The organism is Streptomyces sp. DG1A-41 (genome assembly GCF_037055355.1).
Classification (GTDB): Bacteria; Actinomycetota; Actinomycetes; order Streptomycetales; family Streptomycetaceae; genus Streptomyces.
Map to the genome: position 1 here is coordinate 4,311,448 of NZ_CP146350.1, position 15,726 is coordinate 4,327,173.

At 70.3% G+C, this 15,726-nt stretch carries 13 protein-coding genes, 1 tRNA gene, 1 other RNA gene and 1 pseudogene; 5 read left to right on the plus strand and 11 right to left on the minus strand.

Annotated elements, in window-relative coordinates; all coding sequences use genetic code 11:
• Positions 1–285: 285 nt before the first annotated feature.
• The 4 genes from purD to ffs form a co-directional block, all read right to left on the minus strand.
• Positions 286–1,536, minus strand: coding sequence for a phosphoribosylamine--glycine ligase (purD, locus tag V8690_RS20035; protein ID WP_338780765.1), 1,251 nt, complete (start codon positions 1,534–1,536; stop codon positions 286–288).
• 394 nt (positions 1,537–1,930) lie between these two features.
• The gene (locus V8690_RS20040) at positions 1,931–3,181 is read right to left on the minus strand and encodes an IS701 family transposase (RefSeq protein ID WP_338777007.1); all 1,251 of its coding nucleotides are present in this window, start codon (positions 3,179–3,181) and stop codon (positions 1,931–1,933) included.
• A gap of 80 nt (positions 3,182–3,261) precedes the next feature.
• Positions 3,262–5,745, minus strand: a complete 2,484-nt coding sequence (locus V8690_RS20045) for a DNA polymerase III subunit gamma and tau (RefSeq protein WP_338780767.1) — start codon at positions 5,743–5,745, stop codon at positions 3,262–3,264.
• 53 nt (positions 5,746–5,798) lie between these two features.
• Positions 5,799–5,897, minus strand: an RNA gene (gene ffs / locus V8690_RS20050) — signal recognition particle sRNA small type.
• A 72-nt stretch (positions 5,898–5,969) separates the two neighbouring features.
• Between ffs and V8690_RS20055 the strand changes: the two genes are divergently transcribed.
• Positions 5,970–6,057, plus strand: a tRNA-Ser gene (locus tag V8690_RS20055).
• Between the two features lie 671 nt (positions 6,058–6,728).
• On the opposite strand, the gene V8690_RS20060 is transcribed toward V8690_RS20055, so the two are convergent.
• Complete coding sequence (locus V8690_RS20060) at positions 6,729–7,160, minus strand: arsenate reductase ArsC (protein WP_338780769.1); 432 nt, start codon at positions 7,158–7,160, stop codon at positions 6,729–6,731.
• Between the two features lie 76 nt (positions 7,161–7,236).
• Here V8690_RS20060 and V8690_RS20065 point away from each other — a divergent pair, with 76 nt between their 5' ends.
• A complete protein-coding gene (locus V8690_RS20065; RefSeq protein ID WP_338780772.1) occupies positions 7,237–7,545 on the plus strand; it encodes a metalloregulator ArsR/SmtB family transcription factor in 309 nt (102 codons plus the stop codon).
• Positions 7,542–8,648, plus strand: coding sequence for an ACR3 family arsenite efflux transporter (gene arsB / locus V8690_RS20070; protein ID WP_338780773.1), 1,107 nt, complete (start codon positions 7,542–7,544; stop codon positions 8,646–8,648). Before V8690_RS20065 ends, arsB begins: the two co-directional genes overlap by 4 nt.
• Before the next feature lie 61 nt (positions 8,649–8,709).
• On the opposite strand, the gene V8690_RS20075 is transcribed toward arsB, so the two are convergent.
• Positions 8,710–9,087: a metalloregulator ArsR/SmtB family transcription factor gene (locus tag V8690_RS20075; RefSeq protein WP_338780774.1), complete on the minus strand. Its 378-nt coding sequence runs from the start codon at positions 9,085–9,087 to the stop codon at positions 8,710–8,712.
• Positions 9,088–9,239: 152 nt separating this feature from the next.
• Between V8690_RS20075 and V8690_RS20080 the strand changes: the two are divergent.
• Together V8690_RS20080 and V8690_RS20085 are read left to right on the plus strand one after the other, a co-directional pair.
• Positions 9,240–10,609 (plus strand): annotated as a pseudogene (locus V8690_RS20080) (FAD-dependent oxidoreductase).
• A gap of 28 nt (positions 10,610–10,637) precedes the next feature.
• Positions 10,638–11,045 (plus strand): ArsI/CadI family heavy metal resistance metalloenzyme, encoded by a 408-nt coding sequence (locus tag V8690_RS20085; protein WP_338780776.1) that lies wholly within the window; start codon positions 10,638–10,640, stop codon positions 11,043–11,045.
• 45 nt (positions 11,046–11,090) lie between these two features.
• Here the strand turns inward: V8690_RS20085 and V8690_RS20090 are convergent, their stop codons facing one another.
• From V8690_RS20090 to V8690_RS20110, 5 genes are all read right to left on the minus strand, one after another.
• A complete protein-coding gene (locus V8690_RS20090; protein ID WP_338780778.1) occupies positions 11,091–11,804 on the minus strand; it encodes a cation transporter in 714 nt (237 codons plus the stop codon).
• Entirely contained in the window at positions 11,804–12,139 is a 336-nt protein-coding gene (locus tag V8690_RS20095) for a metalloregulator ArsR/SmtB family transcription factor (RefSeq protein ID WP_338780780.1), read from the minus strand. The genes V8690_RS20090 and V8690_RS20095 overlap by 1 nt, the downstream gene beginning before the upstream one ends.
• An 87-nt stretch (positions 12,140–12,226) precedes the next feature.
• Positions 12,227–13,366, minus strand: a complete 1,140-nt coding sequence (locus tag V8690_RS20100) for an HTTM domain-containing protein (protein WP_338780781.1) — start codon at positions 13,364–13,366, stop codon at positions 12,227–12,229.
• Positions 13,356–13,994 carry a DUF5819 family protein gene (locus tag V8690_RS20105; RefSeq protein WP_338780782.1) on the minus strand — a complete coding sequence of 213 codons (639 nt, stop codon included), beginning with the start codon at positions 13,992–13,994 and terminating at the stop codon, positions 13,356–13,358. The genes V8690_RS20100 and V8690_RS20105 overlap by 11 nt, the downstream gene beginning before the upstream one ends.
• A 163-nt stretch (positions 13,995–14,157) precedes the next feature.
• Complete coding sequence (locus tag V8690_RS20110; protein WP_338780784.1) at positions 14,158–15,453, minus strand: ice-binding family protein; 1,296 nt, start codon at positions 15,451–15,453, stop codon at positions 14,158–14,160.
• Positions 15,454–15,726 lie beyond the last annotated feature (273 nt).

A 15,726-nucleotide genomic window follows, 5' to 3' on the forward strand; every position in this document is an offset into this window, starting at 1 on the left:
TTCCTTGCTCACTCCCCCACTGTGGCACCCGCCACTGACATCGCAATGCCGGTGGGCCAAGTGCCGGAACGCTTGCGCCGCACCCTAGTTGGGGCTCAGCCCCCCGTCAGCCGGATACGGCATCGGTCACTCGATGGAATGGCTTTGGGGAAAGGTGGATGACGGACAGCGAGGATCAGACCCCGCATACCGAAAACTTCAGGCCCCGGATCCTGAGACGGATCCGGGGCCTGTGGGGTTCATCGAGCGGGATGCCTTCCCGCCCTCGCCGGGGCGTGGGGCCGGTTACGCGCCCGCCGCCTTCGCGGCGATGTCCGTGCGGTGCTGGGAGCCGTCGAGGCGGATGCGGCCGACGGCCGTGTAGGCGCGGTCGCGGGCCTCGGCGAGGTCCTTGCCGGTGGCCGTGACGGACAGGACGCGGCCGCCCGCGCTGACGATCGCGTCCCCGTCACGCTTGGTACCGGCGTGCAGCACGTACGCGTGCGGGGCGTCCTGGGCGGCTACCTCGTCGAGACCGGTGATCGGGTCGCCGGTGCGCGGGATGCCGGGGTAGTTGTGCGAGGCGACGACGACCGTCACGGCCGCGTCGTCGCTCCAGCGCAGCGGCTCCAGGTGGGCGAGGTTGCCGGTGGCCGCGGCCATCAGGAGACCGGCCAGCGGCGTCTTCAGCCGGGCCAGGACGACCTGGGTCTCGGGGTCGCCGAAGCGGGCGTTGAACTCGATCACGCGCACGCCGCGTGAGGTGATCGCGAGTCCGGCGTAGAGCAGGCCGGAAAACGGCGTGCCGCGCCGCTTCATCTCGTCCACGGTCGGCTGGAGGACGGTCTGCATCACCTCGTCGACCAGCTTCGGGTCGGCCCACGGCAGCGGGGAGTAGGCCCCCATGCCGCCGGTGTTCGGGCCCTCGTCGCCGTCCAGCGCGCGCTTGAAGTCCTGGGCGGGCTGGAGCGGCACGACCGTCTCACCGTCGGTGACGGCGAACAGGGAGACCTCGGGGCCGTCGAGGTACTCCTCGATGACCACGCGCTCGCAGGCGGCGGCGTGGGCCCTGGCCGCCTCGATGTCGTCGGTGACGACGACACCCTTCCCGGCGGCGAGCCCATCGTCCTTGACGACGTACGGGGCGCCGAAGGCGTCGAGTGCCGCGTCGACCTCCTCGGCGGTCGTGCAGACGTACGACCGTGCCGTGGGCACCTCGGCCACCGCCATGACGTCCTTCGCGAAGGCCTTGGAGCCCTCGAGCTGGGCGGCCTGCCCGGACGGGCCGAAGACCGGGACGCCGGCCTCGCGGACGGCGTCGGCGACACCGGCGACCAGCGGCGCCTCCGGGCCGACGACCACGAGGTCCGCGCCGAGCCGCGTGGCCAGCGCGGCAACGGCCGCACCGTCCAGGGCGTCGACCTGGTGCAGCTCGGCGACCTCGGCGATGCCGGCGTTGCCGGGTCCGCAGTGCAGCGCGGTGACGTCGGGGTCGTGGGACAGGGAGTGGCACAGGGCGTGTTCACGGGCGCCGCTGCCGATGACGAGGACCTTCACGGGGGTCAGCCTAACGGGAGGCGGGGGGTTCCTTTTGTGCGGGCTTCCGAAGGGGGTGGGGATCTGGGTTGGAGGTTCCTCCACATCGGGGTGCGGCGGCCCGCGCGGGGAGGGCCTGTCGGGCCGGGGACGCCTGGGGCTGGCCGCCCGGGGGTTATCCGGCCGCTGGGGGCTTGCCCGGCCGCCCGGGGGTTATCCCGCCGCTGGGGGCTTGCCCGGCCGCCCGGGGGTTATCCCGCCGCTCGGGGCTTGCCCAGCCGCTCGGGATCGTTCGGCCGCCTAGTAGGGCTTGGTCAGGTTCGTATGGGTGTGGGTATGTCGCGGTGGCAGGTGGGGCAGGCGCCGGTCCAGGTGGCGAGGAGTGTCTGCAGTTCACGGACGACCTGGTAGAGGCTCAGGCCCGCGCCGGATCTTTTGGGTCTCGGGCCAGTCGTTGCAGGGTGCAGAAGGCATGGGCGGCAGAGACAAGAGTGACGTGGTGGTGCCAACCGGTCCAGGTGCGGCCCTCGAAATGGGCCAGTCCCAGGGCCTGTTTCATCTCGCGGTAGTCGTGCTCGATGCGCCAGCGGAGCTTGGCCAGCCGCACCAGCGTCGCCAGCGGCATCCCGGAGGGCAGGTTCGACAGCCAGAACTGCACCGGCTCGCTCTCACCGGCCGGCCACTCGGCCAGCAGCCAGCGTTCGGGCAGTTCCGGACCGCCGGTGGCCTTGCGGATGCCGCGTCCGGCGGGGCGGACCCTGAGGGCGACGAACCGCGAGTACATGCGCTTGAAGCCGCTGCGGCCCTTGCCCGGGCGGGAGCCCTCCCGCCAGGACACCGGCCGTGCGGCCGCCTTCCCGGCCGCGATGAGCAGGTCCTTCACGGTCTGCGCGGGCTCGGGGTACTGCATCTTGGGCGGCCGGCCGGTGCCCGCACAGGCCGGTTGGACGGGCCGGGCCCTGGCCGGATGGGCGGTGTGGCGGCCGGAGATGCCGACCGCGTAGGGCAGATCTCGTTCCTCCAGCCCGAGGCGGAAGGCGGCGGCATCGCCGTAGCCGGCGTCCGCGACCACCAGCGGGGCATCGACACCCCATGACCGGGTCTCGTCGATCATGTCCAGGGCCAGCTGCCACTTCTCCACATGTCCCGCCTGGGCCGGGATGCCGCAGCGGGTGCGGCGGGCGACCTTGACCGCATCGGCCTGCGGCGAGGCGGGATCCCAGGAGGCGGGCAGGAACAGCCGCCAGTTGACCGCGGCGGAGGCACGGTCGCAGGCCAGGTGCACGGAGACGCCCACCTGGCAGTTGGTGACCTTGCCCGCGGTGCCGGTGTACTGCCGGGCCACACATGCCGAGGCGTCCCCGTCCTTCAGGAAGCCGGTGTCGTCGATGATCAGTGCTTCCGGGCTGATCGCCTCGTGCATCCGCCAGGCCAGCCGGGCCCGTACATGGGCCGCATTCCACGGGCTGGAGGTGATGAAATGCGCCAGCGCCTGCCGGTTCCCGTCCTCACCGAGACGGGCCGCCATCGGCTCCACCGACTTGCGCCGCCCGTCCAGCAGCAGACCGCGCACATACGCCTGCCCCCACCGCCGTTGATCCGCGCGGAAAAACCCGTCGAACAACTCCGCCGCGAACGCCTCCAGGTCCTCCCGGACCCCGGTCATCTCCTCAGGTGTCACACCAGCCCAACGACACCGACGGGCAGGCAGACACGCCATCCGCGAGCGAAGATGACCAAGCCCTACTAGGGCTCGTTCGAGAACTCCTCCACCACCGTCGCCCCCAGCTCCCGGACGATCAGCTCCTGGCCGGAGAGGGCCGACTCGTCGAGGTCGGGGTCGTCGTCCTCGGGGATGTCGTCCTCGACGGAGACGGGCCGGGGCTCCGGGGCGGAGGGCTGGGGTACGGGGGCGGTGGGTGCCGGGGCCGGGGTGGAGCCGCGGGTGGGGGTGCTCGACTGCTGGGTGGGGGCGGAGGCGGTCGCCGACTGGGACGTGGCAGGGCGCTGGGCGGTCGCCGTACCGCCACTGCCGGCGCTGTAGCCGCCGCCTCCGCTGCCGGCGCTGTAGCCGCCACCGCCACCGCCGCCGTAGCCACCGGCGTTGCCGCTCTGACCAGCGTGACCGCCCTGGCCGCCTCCGTACCCAGAAGGACCGCCCGGGGCCTGCGGCGCCGAGCCTCCGGAGGGGTCGACGATCGCCTCGATCTTCCACTGGACGTTGAACTGCTCGCCCAGCGCCTGCCGCAGCACGTCCTCACTGCCGCTGCTCAGGAAGTTGTCGCGCGCGCCCGCGTTGACGAAGCCGAGCTGGAGGGTGGTGCCGTCGAAGCCGGTCACCTGGGCGTTCTGACTGAGCAGGATCCAGGTGAAGCGACGGCGGTTCTTGACCGCTTCCAGGATGTTCGGCCAGAGCATGCGGGGGTCGAGACCGCCGGGGGCCGGGGCGTGGGCGGCCGGTGCCGAGGCTAGGGCCGGGGCCGGGGGTGCCGGTGGGGTGCTGGGTGTGGGCGCGCTCGGAGCGGGCGCGCTCGCTGCCGGGGGGGCCGACGCGGGCGCGGGTGCGCCCGAGGCGGCCGTGGGCCAGCCGCCGGGGCGACGGCCGCTGCCGGCGGAGGCCGCGGTGGGCCAGGCGCCAGGGGCCGGGGCCTGGACAGAGGCGGATGCGGGAGCGTTGGAGGGAGCCGGAGCGGGAGCCTGGGCGGACGGTGTCTGGGACGCCTGGGCAGGCTGGGCGTGCCCGCCGTCGGTGGGGCCGGAGGTGGCCGCGGGGTCGGAGGGAACGCCCGGAGCGCCGGGAGCGGGCGTACCCGACACCGCCGACTGCTGCGCCTCCTGGCCCGCCGCAGCGGAGGCACGGGCAGGCCCGCCCGCAGCGGCCGTCTGACCGGCGCCACCGCCGCTGCCACCCCCCGGCGCTCCGGAGGCCCGGACCGCCGCCCGGGCCGCGGCCGGACCGCCACCCGGCGGAACGGGAGCGGCCACCGGACCGGCTGCCGCTGCCCCATGCCCCTCGGGACCTGGCACGTACCCCATGGCGGGCACGCCGGCGGGGCCCTGGGAGGAGAAGTTCACGCCACGCTCGATCCGGTCCAGGCGGGCCATGACGGACCGCTCGTCGCCGTAGGCGGCGGGGAGCAGGACGCGGGCGCAGATCAGCTCCAGCTGGAGACGGGGCGAGTTGGCGCCGCGCATCTCGGTCAAGCCCTCGTTGACGAGGTCGGCGGCCCGGCTCAGCTCGGCGGCGCCGAAGGTGCCGGCCTGGGCCTGCATGCGCTCGATGACGTCGGCGGGGGCGTCGATGAGCCCCTTCTCGGCCGCGTCCGGGACGGCGGCGAGGATCACCAGGTCACGCAGCCGCTCCAGCAGGTCGGCGACGAAACGACGGGGATCGTTCCCGCCCTCGATCACACGGTCGACGACTTCGAAGGCCGCGGCCCCGTCACCGGTGGCGAAGGCCTCGACGACCGAGTCGAGGAGGGAGCCGTCGGTGTATCCGAGCAGGGCGGTCGCCATGGCATACGTCACACCGTCCGCGGCGGCGCCGGCCAGCAACTGGTCCATGACGGACATGGAGTCACGTACGGACCCGCCACCGGCGCGCACGACGAGCGGGAGGACGCCGTCCTCGACCGGGATGGCCTCCTTCTGGCACACCTCGGCGAGGTACTCCCGCAAGGTCCCGGGCGGGACGAGCCGGAACGGATAGTGATGGGTCCGCGACCGGATCGTCCCGATGACCTTCTCGGGCTCGGTGGTCGCGAAGATGAACTTGAGATGCTCCGGCGGCTCCTCGACGACCTTCAGCAGCGCGTTGAAGCCGGCCGACGTGACCATGTGGGCCTCGTCGATGATGTAGATCTTGTACCGACTGCGCGCAGGTCCGAAGAAGGCCTTTTCGCGCAGGTCACGGGCGTCGTCCACACCGCCGTGCGACGCGGCGTCGATCTCGATGACATCGATGGAACCGGGGCCGTTGCGGGCGAGGTCCTGACAGGACTGGCACTCACCGCACGGTGTGGGCGTAGGGCCCTGCTCGCAGTTCAGACACCGCGCCAGGATCCGCGCGCTGGTCGTCTTGCCACACCCGCGCGGCCCGCTGAACAGGTACGCGTGGTTGACCCGGTTGTTCCGCAGCGCCTGCTGCAACGGGTCGGTGACATGCTGCTGCCCGATGACCTCGGCGAAGGTCTCCGGACGATAGCGGCGGTACAGAGCGAGAGACGACACGCATACGAGGTTATAGGCGCCCACTGACAACGGACCCGCCACGGCAACCCCGGAACGCAAACGCCCCCCACGCACCCGCCAGAGCCGACCTACCCTTGCTGCCTTCCGGCCCTGGGGGAGTTCAGTCAGATAGCGCCGCGTGAGGGGCTGCGCCAAGGCTACCTGATGTCGGGGGCAGGGAACGAGTTCGCGAGCACTCCTCTCGGTCATGTAATGTTTCCGGCGGAGGATTCGCCTAGAGGCCTAGGGCGCACGCTTGGAAAGCGTGTTGGGGGCAACCCCTCACGAGTTCGAATCTCGTATCCTCCGCCAGTGCCTCACCGGGCACGATGTCGAAGGGCCCCACCGTTCACGGTGGGGCCCTTCGACGTTGTCCGTCTCAGTTTCCGCCTCAGTTGGTTTCCGGGAGCTCCCACAGCACTTGGCCGACCTGCTGCGCGACCCTGCGGAGCATGGTCTCCCCGTCACATGCATGTGGCGCGGCCTGCCTCCTGTCTGCGCCCCGGCTTGCCGCGCCCGGCGGCGCGCCGCGCGCACGCGGACGGGGGAGGGAAACCCGGCTGCGGCTGGGCCGGTCGGCTCCGCGACTTCAGCCAGCCACTTCGGCGCGAGCCTCGAAGATCATGGCCCAACGTCGTGCGTCAGCGGGCAGGTCCTCAGACAAGCACCCGGCATCGAGTCACCCACGGCTCCGTTCGGCCCTCGCATGCTTTTCCCATTACCCGCACGGCCGCACCGCACGTGCGGCACGCTCCGCACGCTGCGGCCGGTGGTGGACGATCCGGTGCGCCGAGAGACCCACGCGGTGGTCGGAGCCGGAGATCATCTCGTCGTCAGCCTCGATCCTGGCCTCATGGCGGTGAGGATCACGAGTGAGTCGGTCCCGATCGGCCAGTAGCCGGACCGTTCGACGGTCCGGCCGGGGTACCGCCGCGCACGCCGGAGGCGGAGTCCGCCGAAGACGGGCCCTTCGACGTGCGTGGTCAGTTGCCGCCACCGGAACGGGGCTCGGCCTCGATCTCGGTGATCAGGGCCTCGATGCGGGTCTTGATCTCGTCGCGGATGGGGCGGACGGCCTCGACGCCCTTGCCCGCCGGGTCCTCCAGGGCCCAGTCGAGGTACTTCTTGCCGGGAAAGATCGGGCAGGCGTCGCCGCAGCCCATGGTGATGACGTAGTCGGACGCCTGGACGGCCTCGGTCGTGAGGATCTTCGGCTTTGAGTCGGCGATGTCGATGCCGACTTCCCTCATGGCCTCGACGGCGGAGGGGTTGACCTGGTCGCCCGGGACGGAGCCGGCGGAGCGGACCTCGATCCGGTCGCCCGCGAGGTGGTGGAGGAATCCGGCAGCCATCTGGGAACGCCCGGCGTTGTGGACGCAGACGAACAGCACGGAGGCGAGCGGGCTGGAGGACATCGGCTCTTCCTTCGTCGGCAGTTCTTGCTTCAGCTCTGACTGGTATCAGCTCAGACTGATGTGACAGTATCAGCCCATGATGACGTCAGTCGACACTGATCTGATCCGGGTTCTGGCCGACCCGCTCAGGCTCCGGATCGTGACCCTGCTGGCCAAAGAGACGCTGTGCACCACCCACCTGGTGGAGGAGACCGGCGCCCGGCAGACCAACCTCTCCAACCACCTGAGGGTGCTGCGCGAGGCCGGGGTCGTCGAGACGGAACCGTGCGGCCGGTACACGTACTACCGGCTGCGCCCCGACGTCATCGACCGGCTCGCCGGCCAGTTCGCCGACCTGGCCGAGTCCGCACGCACCGCCGCCGACAACAAGAGGGCCTGCCCGTGACCCGCACCGAAGCATCCGCGACCACCGAAGAATCGGTCGTCGCGAAGCTCTCGACGCTCGACCGTTTCCTCGCCGTCTGGATCCTGCTCGCCATGGCCGTCGGCCTCGGCCTGGGCCGCGTGATCCCCGGCCTCAACGACGCCCTCGCCAAGGTCGAGATCGGCGGCATCTCGCTCCCGATCGCCATCGGCCTGCTGATCATGATGTACCCGGTACTGGCCAAGGTCCGCTACGACAAGCTCGACGCCGTCACCGGCGACAAGAGGCTCATGGCCTCGTCGCTCGTCATCAACTGGCTCGTCGGCCCGGCGGTCATGTTCGCGCTGGCCTGGATCTTCCTTCCCGACCTGCCCGAGTACCGCACCGGCCTGATCATCGTCGGTCTCGCCCGCTGCATCGCCATGGTCATCATCTGGAACGACCTCGCGTGCGGCGACCGTGAGGCCGCGGCCGTACTGGTCGCACTGAACTCGGTCTTCCAGGTCCTGGCGTTCGGCCTGCTCGGCTGGTTCTACCTCGACCTGCTGCCCGGCTGGCTGAACCTCGGCGACGGCGAGCACCTGGACATCTCCATGTGGAAGATCGCCCTGAACGTCGTCATCTTCCTCGGCATCCCGCTGCTGGCCGGATTCCTCACCCGCCGCATCGGCGAGCAGAAGCTCGGCCGCGAGACGTACGAGAACAGCTTCCTGCCAAAGATCGGCCCGTGGGCGCTGTACGGCCTGCTCTTCACGATCGTCATCCTCTTCGCCCTCCAGGGGAAGACCATCACCTCACAGCCGCTGGATGTCGCCCGTATCGCGGTGCCGCTGCTGGTGTACTTCGCGGTGATGTGGTTCGGCACCTTCGCGCTCGGCAAGGTCATCGGTCTCGCCTACGACCGCACCGCGACCCTCGCCTTCACCGCGGCCGGCAACAACTTCGAGCTCGCCATCGCGGTCGCCATCGCCACCTTCGGCGTGACCAGCGGTCAGGCCCTGTCGGGCGTGGTCGGGCCGCTCATCGAGGTGCCGGTCCTGGTGGCGCTGGTGTACGTCTCCCTGGCCTGGCGGCGGAAGTTCAGCGCCGGTCGGCAGCTGACGGCAGCGCCGCAGGAGAGCTGATGCGCCGGCCGGACCGCACCGGCGGCGCCCGGTGCGGAGCCGACGCGATCAAGGTGCGCGGTCAGCTTGCGGCCGACGTGCCGGTCAGCAGCTTGCCCATCGCGGCCAGCACGGACGGCTCGACGCGGTAGTAGACCCAGGTTCCACGCCGCTCGGAGGTCAGCAGCCCGGCCTCCTTCAGCTTCTTCAGGTGGTGGGAGACGGTCGGCTGCGAGACGCCCACATCGGAGATGTCGCACACGCACGCCTCGCCGCCCTCGTGCGAGGCCACCGCCGAGAACAGCCGCAGCCGCACCGGATCCCCCAGGGCCTTGAACATCCGCGCGGCCGTTTCGGCCTCCTCCGCGGTGAACGGACGCTCGGTGAGGGGCGGGCAGCACGGCGCCACGGCCTCGGGGACCTCGGCTTCCAGCAGCGGCAGCACCTTCATATTCGACATACGTCTATGTTGACATACGTCGAACCAAACCTCTGGACTGCGGCTCGTGATTCGATTGATGTCTATGTTGACGGCCATCGAAGCAGGTGCCATGCTGGCAGCGGAAGCCATCGACGAACGTCGAAGCAAAGGGGAACCTCGTGGCCGTGTCGATCAACAGCGTGCTCAGCACCGACCAGCTGCCCGTCGTGGTCATCGGAGCCGGCCCGGTCGGCCTGGCCGCCGCCGCCCATCTCGTCGAGCGCGGCCTCGAACCGCTGGTGCTGGAGGCCGGGCCGTCAGCCGGCACCGCCGTACGCGACTGGGCGCATGTGCGGCTGTTCTCGCCCTGGTCGGAGGTCACCGACCCGGCCGCGGAGAAGCTCCTCGCCCCGACCGGCTGGACCCGCCCGGACGGCTCCGCGTACCCCACCGGCGGCGACTGGACCGAGAACTACCTCCAGCCCCTGGCCGACGTCCTCGGCGACAAGGTCCGCTACGGCGCCACCGTGACCGGCGTCGCCCGCGCCGGGCGCGACCGGATCGTCGACTCCGGGCGCGACGAGCAGCCCTTCGCCGTGCACATCCTGGCGGCCGACGGCCGTGAGGAACGGATCAGCGCCCGCGCGGTCATCGACGCCTCGGGCACGTGGTCCGCCCCGGCCCGCTGGGCGCCGACGGTCTGCCCGCCCTCGGCGAGAAGGCCGCCGCCGCACACCTCTCCTACCGCGTGCCCGACCTGGGCGAGAAGGCCGTCCGCGCCCGGTACGCGGGCAGGCGCACCGCCGTGGTCGGCTCCGGCGCCTCCGCCTTCACCGCCCTCGCCCACCTCGCCGACCTTGCACAGGACGAGCCGGGCACGCACGCGGTGTGGATCCTGCGCCGCGGTATCACCGGCTCCACGTTCGGCGGGGGCGAGGCCGACCAGCTGCCCGCCCGCGGCGCCCTGGGCCTGCGCGCCAAGGCGGCGGTGGAGCAAGGGCATGCGAGCGCGGTCACCGGGTTCCGTACGCAGGCCGTCGAGCGGGACAGCGGCCGGCTGGTCCTGGTCGCCGAGGACGGACGCCGCCTCGACCCGGTCGACGAGATCATCGTCCTGACCGGTTTCCGCCCGGACCTGTCCTTCCTCTCCGAGGTCCGCCTGGGCCTGGACGACCGCCTCCAGGCGCCCACCGCCCTGGCCCCGCTCATCGACCCCAACGTCCACTCCTGCGGCACCGTCTACCCGCACGGCGTGAACGAGCTCTCCCACCCGGAGCAGGGCGTCTACCTCGTCGGCATGAAGTCCTACGGCCGCGCCCCCACGTTCCTCGCGATGACCGGCTACGAGCAGGTCCGCTCCATCACCGCCGCGATCGCCGGAGACCGTGAGGCCGCCGAGCGCGTCGAGCTGACACTGCCGGAGACCGGTGTGTGCGGCGGGGCGGGCCTGTTCGACGAGCCCGACGCCGCCCAGAACAGCGAGGGCGGTGGCTGCTGCGCAGCCCCCTCCACCTTGCAGATCGGCACCGGCGCCCCGGCCAACGCCTCAGGCGGCTGCTGAACTCCCCATCCCTTCAAGGAGGTTCGCCGTGACGTCCCGTGTACAGCTCGCCCTCCGCGTGCCCGACCTCGCCGAGTCCGTGGCCTTCTACACGAAGCTCTTCGGCACCGAGCCCGCCAAACTCCGCGACGGCTACGCCAACTTCGTCATCGCCGAGCCCCCGCTGAAGCTCGTTCTCATCGAAGGCACCGCAGGTGAGGCGACCCGCATGGACCATCTCGGCGTCGAGGTCGAGACGACCGGGGCGGTGCACGCCGCCACCGCCCGCCTGGGCGAGGCGGGCCTGGCCACCGACGTGGAGAACGACACCACCTGTTGCTACGCCCTCCAGGACAAGGTCTGGGTCCACGGCCCCGGCCGGGAACCCTGGGAGGTGTACGTCGTCAAGGCCGATGCCGGCGCGGAGGAACCGGCCGTCGCGGGCGGTTGCTGCTGATCCGCCGATGACCGGCCTCCACACCAGGCCGCGACCGGTACGGGGTCAGGTACAGCAATCGCAGCCCGGGCGGCAGCCGCACGCGTCGTCCGCGTCGGCACCGAGGACAGGGGCCGCAGGAGCCGAGGGGGCGCAGCAGCCCTTGCCCTGCCAGGCGTCGCGGCCTTCCTTGACGGCGATGACCGCGATGACGAGGGCGGCGACGGGGTCCGCCCACGACCAGCCCAGGGTGGCGTTGAGGACCAGGCCGACCAGGAGCACGGCCGAGAGGTACGTGCACAGCAGGGTCTGCTTGGAGTCGGCGACCGCGCTGGCGGAGCCCAGTTCACGGCCCGTGCGGCGCTGGGCCGCTGACAGGAACGGCATGACCGCGAGGGAGAGGGCGGCGAGCACGATGCCGGGGATGGAGCGCTCCGCCTCCCCCGTGCCCGTGAGCACACGGACGGCGTCGACGGTGACGTAGGCGGCGAGCGCGAAGAACGACACCGCGATGATCCGCAGGGTCGTCTTCTCCCGCGCCTCGCGCACGGCGTGCTCACGGGCGGAGAACTGCCAGGCCACCGCAGCGGCGGAGGAGACCTCGATGACCGAGTCCAGGCCGAATCCGATCAGGGCGGTCGAGGAGGCGAGGGTGCCGGCGATGATGGCGACGATCGCCTCGATGACGTTGTAGGTGATCGTCGCCGCGACCAGCAGACGTATCCGGCGGGCGAGTACGTCACGGCGGGCCGGGGAGGGTCCGAGGGATATCGCCGTCATCAGCAGCACCCCTTGTCGCCGGCCTCGGCACAGGTGCGGTCGGTCTCGACAGCCACCACGGCCGCACGCAGGTCGTCCAGCGCGTGGCCGAGACGCTCGTCGGCCAGTTCGTAGCGGGTGCGGCGGCCGTCGGGCACGGTGACGACCAGCCCGCAGTCGCGCAGGCAGGCGAGGTGGTTGGAGAGCCGGGTGCGCGAGATGCCGAGGACGTCGGCGAGATCGGCGGGGTAGGCCGGGGCCTCGCGCAGCGCGAGCAGGATGCGGCAGCGGATCGGATCGGCGAGCGCGCGGCCGAAGCGGGCCAGCACTTCGATGTCGGGGGCAACAGTCAGCACGCCACGAAAGTACATCGATTCCTGAATTCAGGAAACCGTGGATCGTTGGCGGCAGCCTCACGCCTCACCGCCACCCACAACGGCTTCTCAGGACATCTCAGGGGCTTGAGGGACTCGATGCTTCGAGCCGAGTGCGCTACCGGGCCCGCCTTGCGCAGGTACGGTTCCGGATCCTTCCTCTACTCCTGATGCCGGCCGCCTGCCGTCCGTCCGCCGCAGCACACGTCGGCACAGACGGGGCAGGAAGGTGTAGAAGCGGTCGGGAAGGAACACGGCGTCCGCGATGATCATCGCGCCGGAGAAGAGAGGCAGGCCGAGGAGCACGGCGATGCCGATGTGCATGCCCAGCAGCAGGGTGAGAACGGGGTACTTGAGCCTGCCGAAGAGCACGAACGGGAAGGCCACCTGCAAGAGCACGGTCATGTAGCCGACGATGGCGATCACGAGCGTGTGCTCGTCCACGAAGTGGGAGAGCGCGGGCCAGGGCCGGAACAGTTCGAGGTTCAGGGCGTAGTGGACAGCGGTGCCGCTGCCCCAGGAAGGGCCCTGGACCTTGTACAGGCCCGCTGATCCGTAGAGAACACAGACCTGCGCCGCGATGACGAACATTCCGCAGTTGTGCACCACTGTGACCAAGGTGGTCCGGGCGTCACGGAGTTGCCGTGTGAGCAGGCTTCTCGCCGGTTGCGGCGTGTTGTCGGCGGGAACCGACTTCAGCCTGTTTCTGCGCGCGTCCAGGGACCAGCGTCGGCCGCAGGCGGTGAGGACGAGGTAGAGGGCCATCAGCAGAACCAGATTGTCGCCCCCGTCCGTCATGAAGATCGCGCGGGCATGGAACGAGGTCACCACGACGGCGAAGAGGACGGACATGACGCGGGTCCGCCAGCCCAGCGTGAACAGCGCGGACGTGATGAGCGCCAGCCCGTAGCAGAGCTCGAAGTAGGCGCGGCTGTCGGACAGGGCCAGGATGCTGAACCAGCCCGTCTGCTCGTAGAGCTGGTGTGCCAAGGCGGGCGTCCACGGAGATCCCGGGCCCCAGACCTCGTCCCGGTGCGGGAACTCACGCAGCAGGAAGATCAGGTAGAGCAGCCCGTAGCCGATGCGCAGCGCCGACGCGGCGTACAGAGACACCGGCCGGCCGGTCAGGAGGCTCCATCCGGCACTGGTCCGGTCGACAAACCACCCGGCTGCGCCGGCAGACGCGGTCTTCTGCGCCTTATTTTCCATGGCGGGTCACCTTCCACCAGGGGAGAAGCCGGTTCTCGGTCGGCGTCGGCCGGCGATTGCCGGCCGCGGGGCCGGGTGCGGGGATGGGCAGTGTGACGACGCGGAGCTGAACGAAGTCGAAAGTGCCGCCCCTGTGGGCGGCGACGCGGTCCGCGGCGATGTTGGTCAGGTACTTCCGCATCATCCGTGCGCGTTCCGTGCGCGCCCTGTCGTCTCCGCCGTGCGAGTCGACGTAGCCGGACCAGGCACGACGCAACATGTTCTGCGCCGTGTGGCTCGGGAACACATGATGTTCGACTGCGGAGCCGTCCACGGCGCTCAGGTCGAACCAGGGACTCACCTGGACCGATCCGTCGGAGTCGGTGTGGGCGGTTCTCGCCAGAATTTGCCGGTTGACGGATTCCGGGTCGGGGGCGAAGAGCCGCCAATCCTGTTCGAAGAAGGGGTACACCCATGCATTGATCTGCGGGCTGTATCGCTTGGAGACGGTGTTGGCCGGTGTCACATGAAGGAACACCAGAAGCACGTGAACGACACTCGCCACCAGGCAGAGGGCCACGGCGGCGCACAGTCCGGCTTTCAGTGACTGCGTGACCGGACCGGAATCGGAGTGCTGGATTTTCTCCACGGCCGCTGAGTCATTTCCGCTCGCCACCGTCCACCCTGTCTTTCTCGTATCAGCTGCTCGCGCCTGGCGTTCTCCGCTGACTACCGCTGACGGCGCCCGGCGGACTCGAGGAGATTCCGTCGCGCGCCGTCAGCCGGTGAGCGGACTGGCCGCGGTGGGCTGCCTAGCCCTCGTGGCTCTTGGAGTGGCCGTCTCCGTAGCCCTTGGGCTTCTTGTCGTAGCCGTAGTGCTCGTCGGACTGTTTGCCGTGGTCGGGCTTTCCGGGCTTGCCGCCGTAGTCCGGTTTTCCGGGCTTGCCACCGTGGTCCGGCTTTCCGGGCTTGCCACCGTGGTCCGGCTTTCCGGGCTTGCCGCCGTTCCCGCCGGTGGTGTTCCCCGCGGTGTTGCCCGAGGTGTTCCCGGACGTGACGCCCGAGGTGTTCCCCGCGGTGTTGCCCGAGGTGTTCCCGGACGTGACGCCCGAGGTGTTCCCCGCGGTGTTGCCCGAGGTGTTCCCGGACGTGACGCCCGAGGTGTTCCCGGTGTCCCCGGTCGTGCCGCCGGTGGTAACGATGGGCCCGCCCGTGGTGCCACCCGTGGTGGGGCCGCCAGTGGTGGGGCCACCCGTGGTGGGGCCGCCAGTGGTGGGGCCGCCAGTGGTGGGGCCGCCAGTGGTGCCACCAGTAGTGGGGCCGCCAGTAGTACCGGTCGTCGTTCCGCCAGTGGTGGAGGTCGCGCACCCGCTGAGGAAGATGTTGTTGCTGTCGAGCGTCACGGCGCCCTCACGAGCCAGCGCCCGGCCCTGGATGTTCGCCCCTGTGTTGGCGCTGATCGACATCAGAGCCATGATGGTGCCCACGAAGGTGGAGCCGGTGCCGAGGGTGGCGGAACTCCCGACCTGCCAGAACACGTTGCACGGCGAGGCGCCGTTCGTGAGGAACACCCGGCTGCCGGACGCTGTCGTCAGGGCTTCAGGAATCTGGAACACCCAGACGGCGTTCGGGTTTCCCCTGGCGTCCAGGATCAGGTCGCCGGTGAGCAGGACTCCGGACCCGGCGGTGTAGACGCCCGGAATCAGCGTCTGGCCTGGGATACCGCCGATGGCCGCCGGGAGTTCGAAGTCCGTGGCCTGGCCGGCCGCTTGGTTGTACGCAATGACCAGGTCGGACTTGGCCTGACCTGCGACCTGGTCCGCAGCGTGCACGTCGCCGAGCACGATGCCGGGCGGGAATCCGGTGATGGAGGCGGTCGGGTGCGTGCCGAGGTCCTGGCCGATCACCGTGGGACCGGTGTTGGTGACGCCCGAACCTGCGAGAACGGAGAAATCCGCGGCCGTGCCCAAAGGCACGGGCGTAGCGATGGCCACCGCCTGCGTCGGCATCAGGGCAACCATCACAGCGGCTACCGTGGCGGCGAGAACCGAGGCCAGCAATCCGGACAAAGTACGGCGGTGAGCTACCTGAGGGATCTTCAGCTTCATCGAAAGGCCATTTCCTGTGGGGGCCATGGCGTACCGGGCCCTACCATCCACCCGGGAAGCCTCGTTGCTGTTCCTGCCGCCGCATATTAAGCAGACATATCCTTGTAACCGACCTGGACAAGACAGGAAATTTGTCCGATCATTCGAACGGCGCACAGCGCTAAGAAAATATTTCTAATCGAATGAGCGGAACCGAGGACCGGCCCTCAGGTCCTCACGAAGTGCTGCTGGGAATCACGCAGTTCTTCGGTTGCGGCTTGCCCGTCGGCCGGC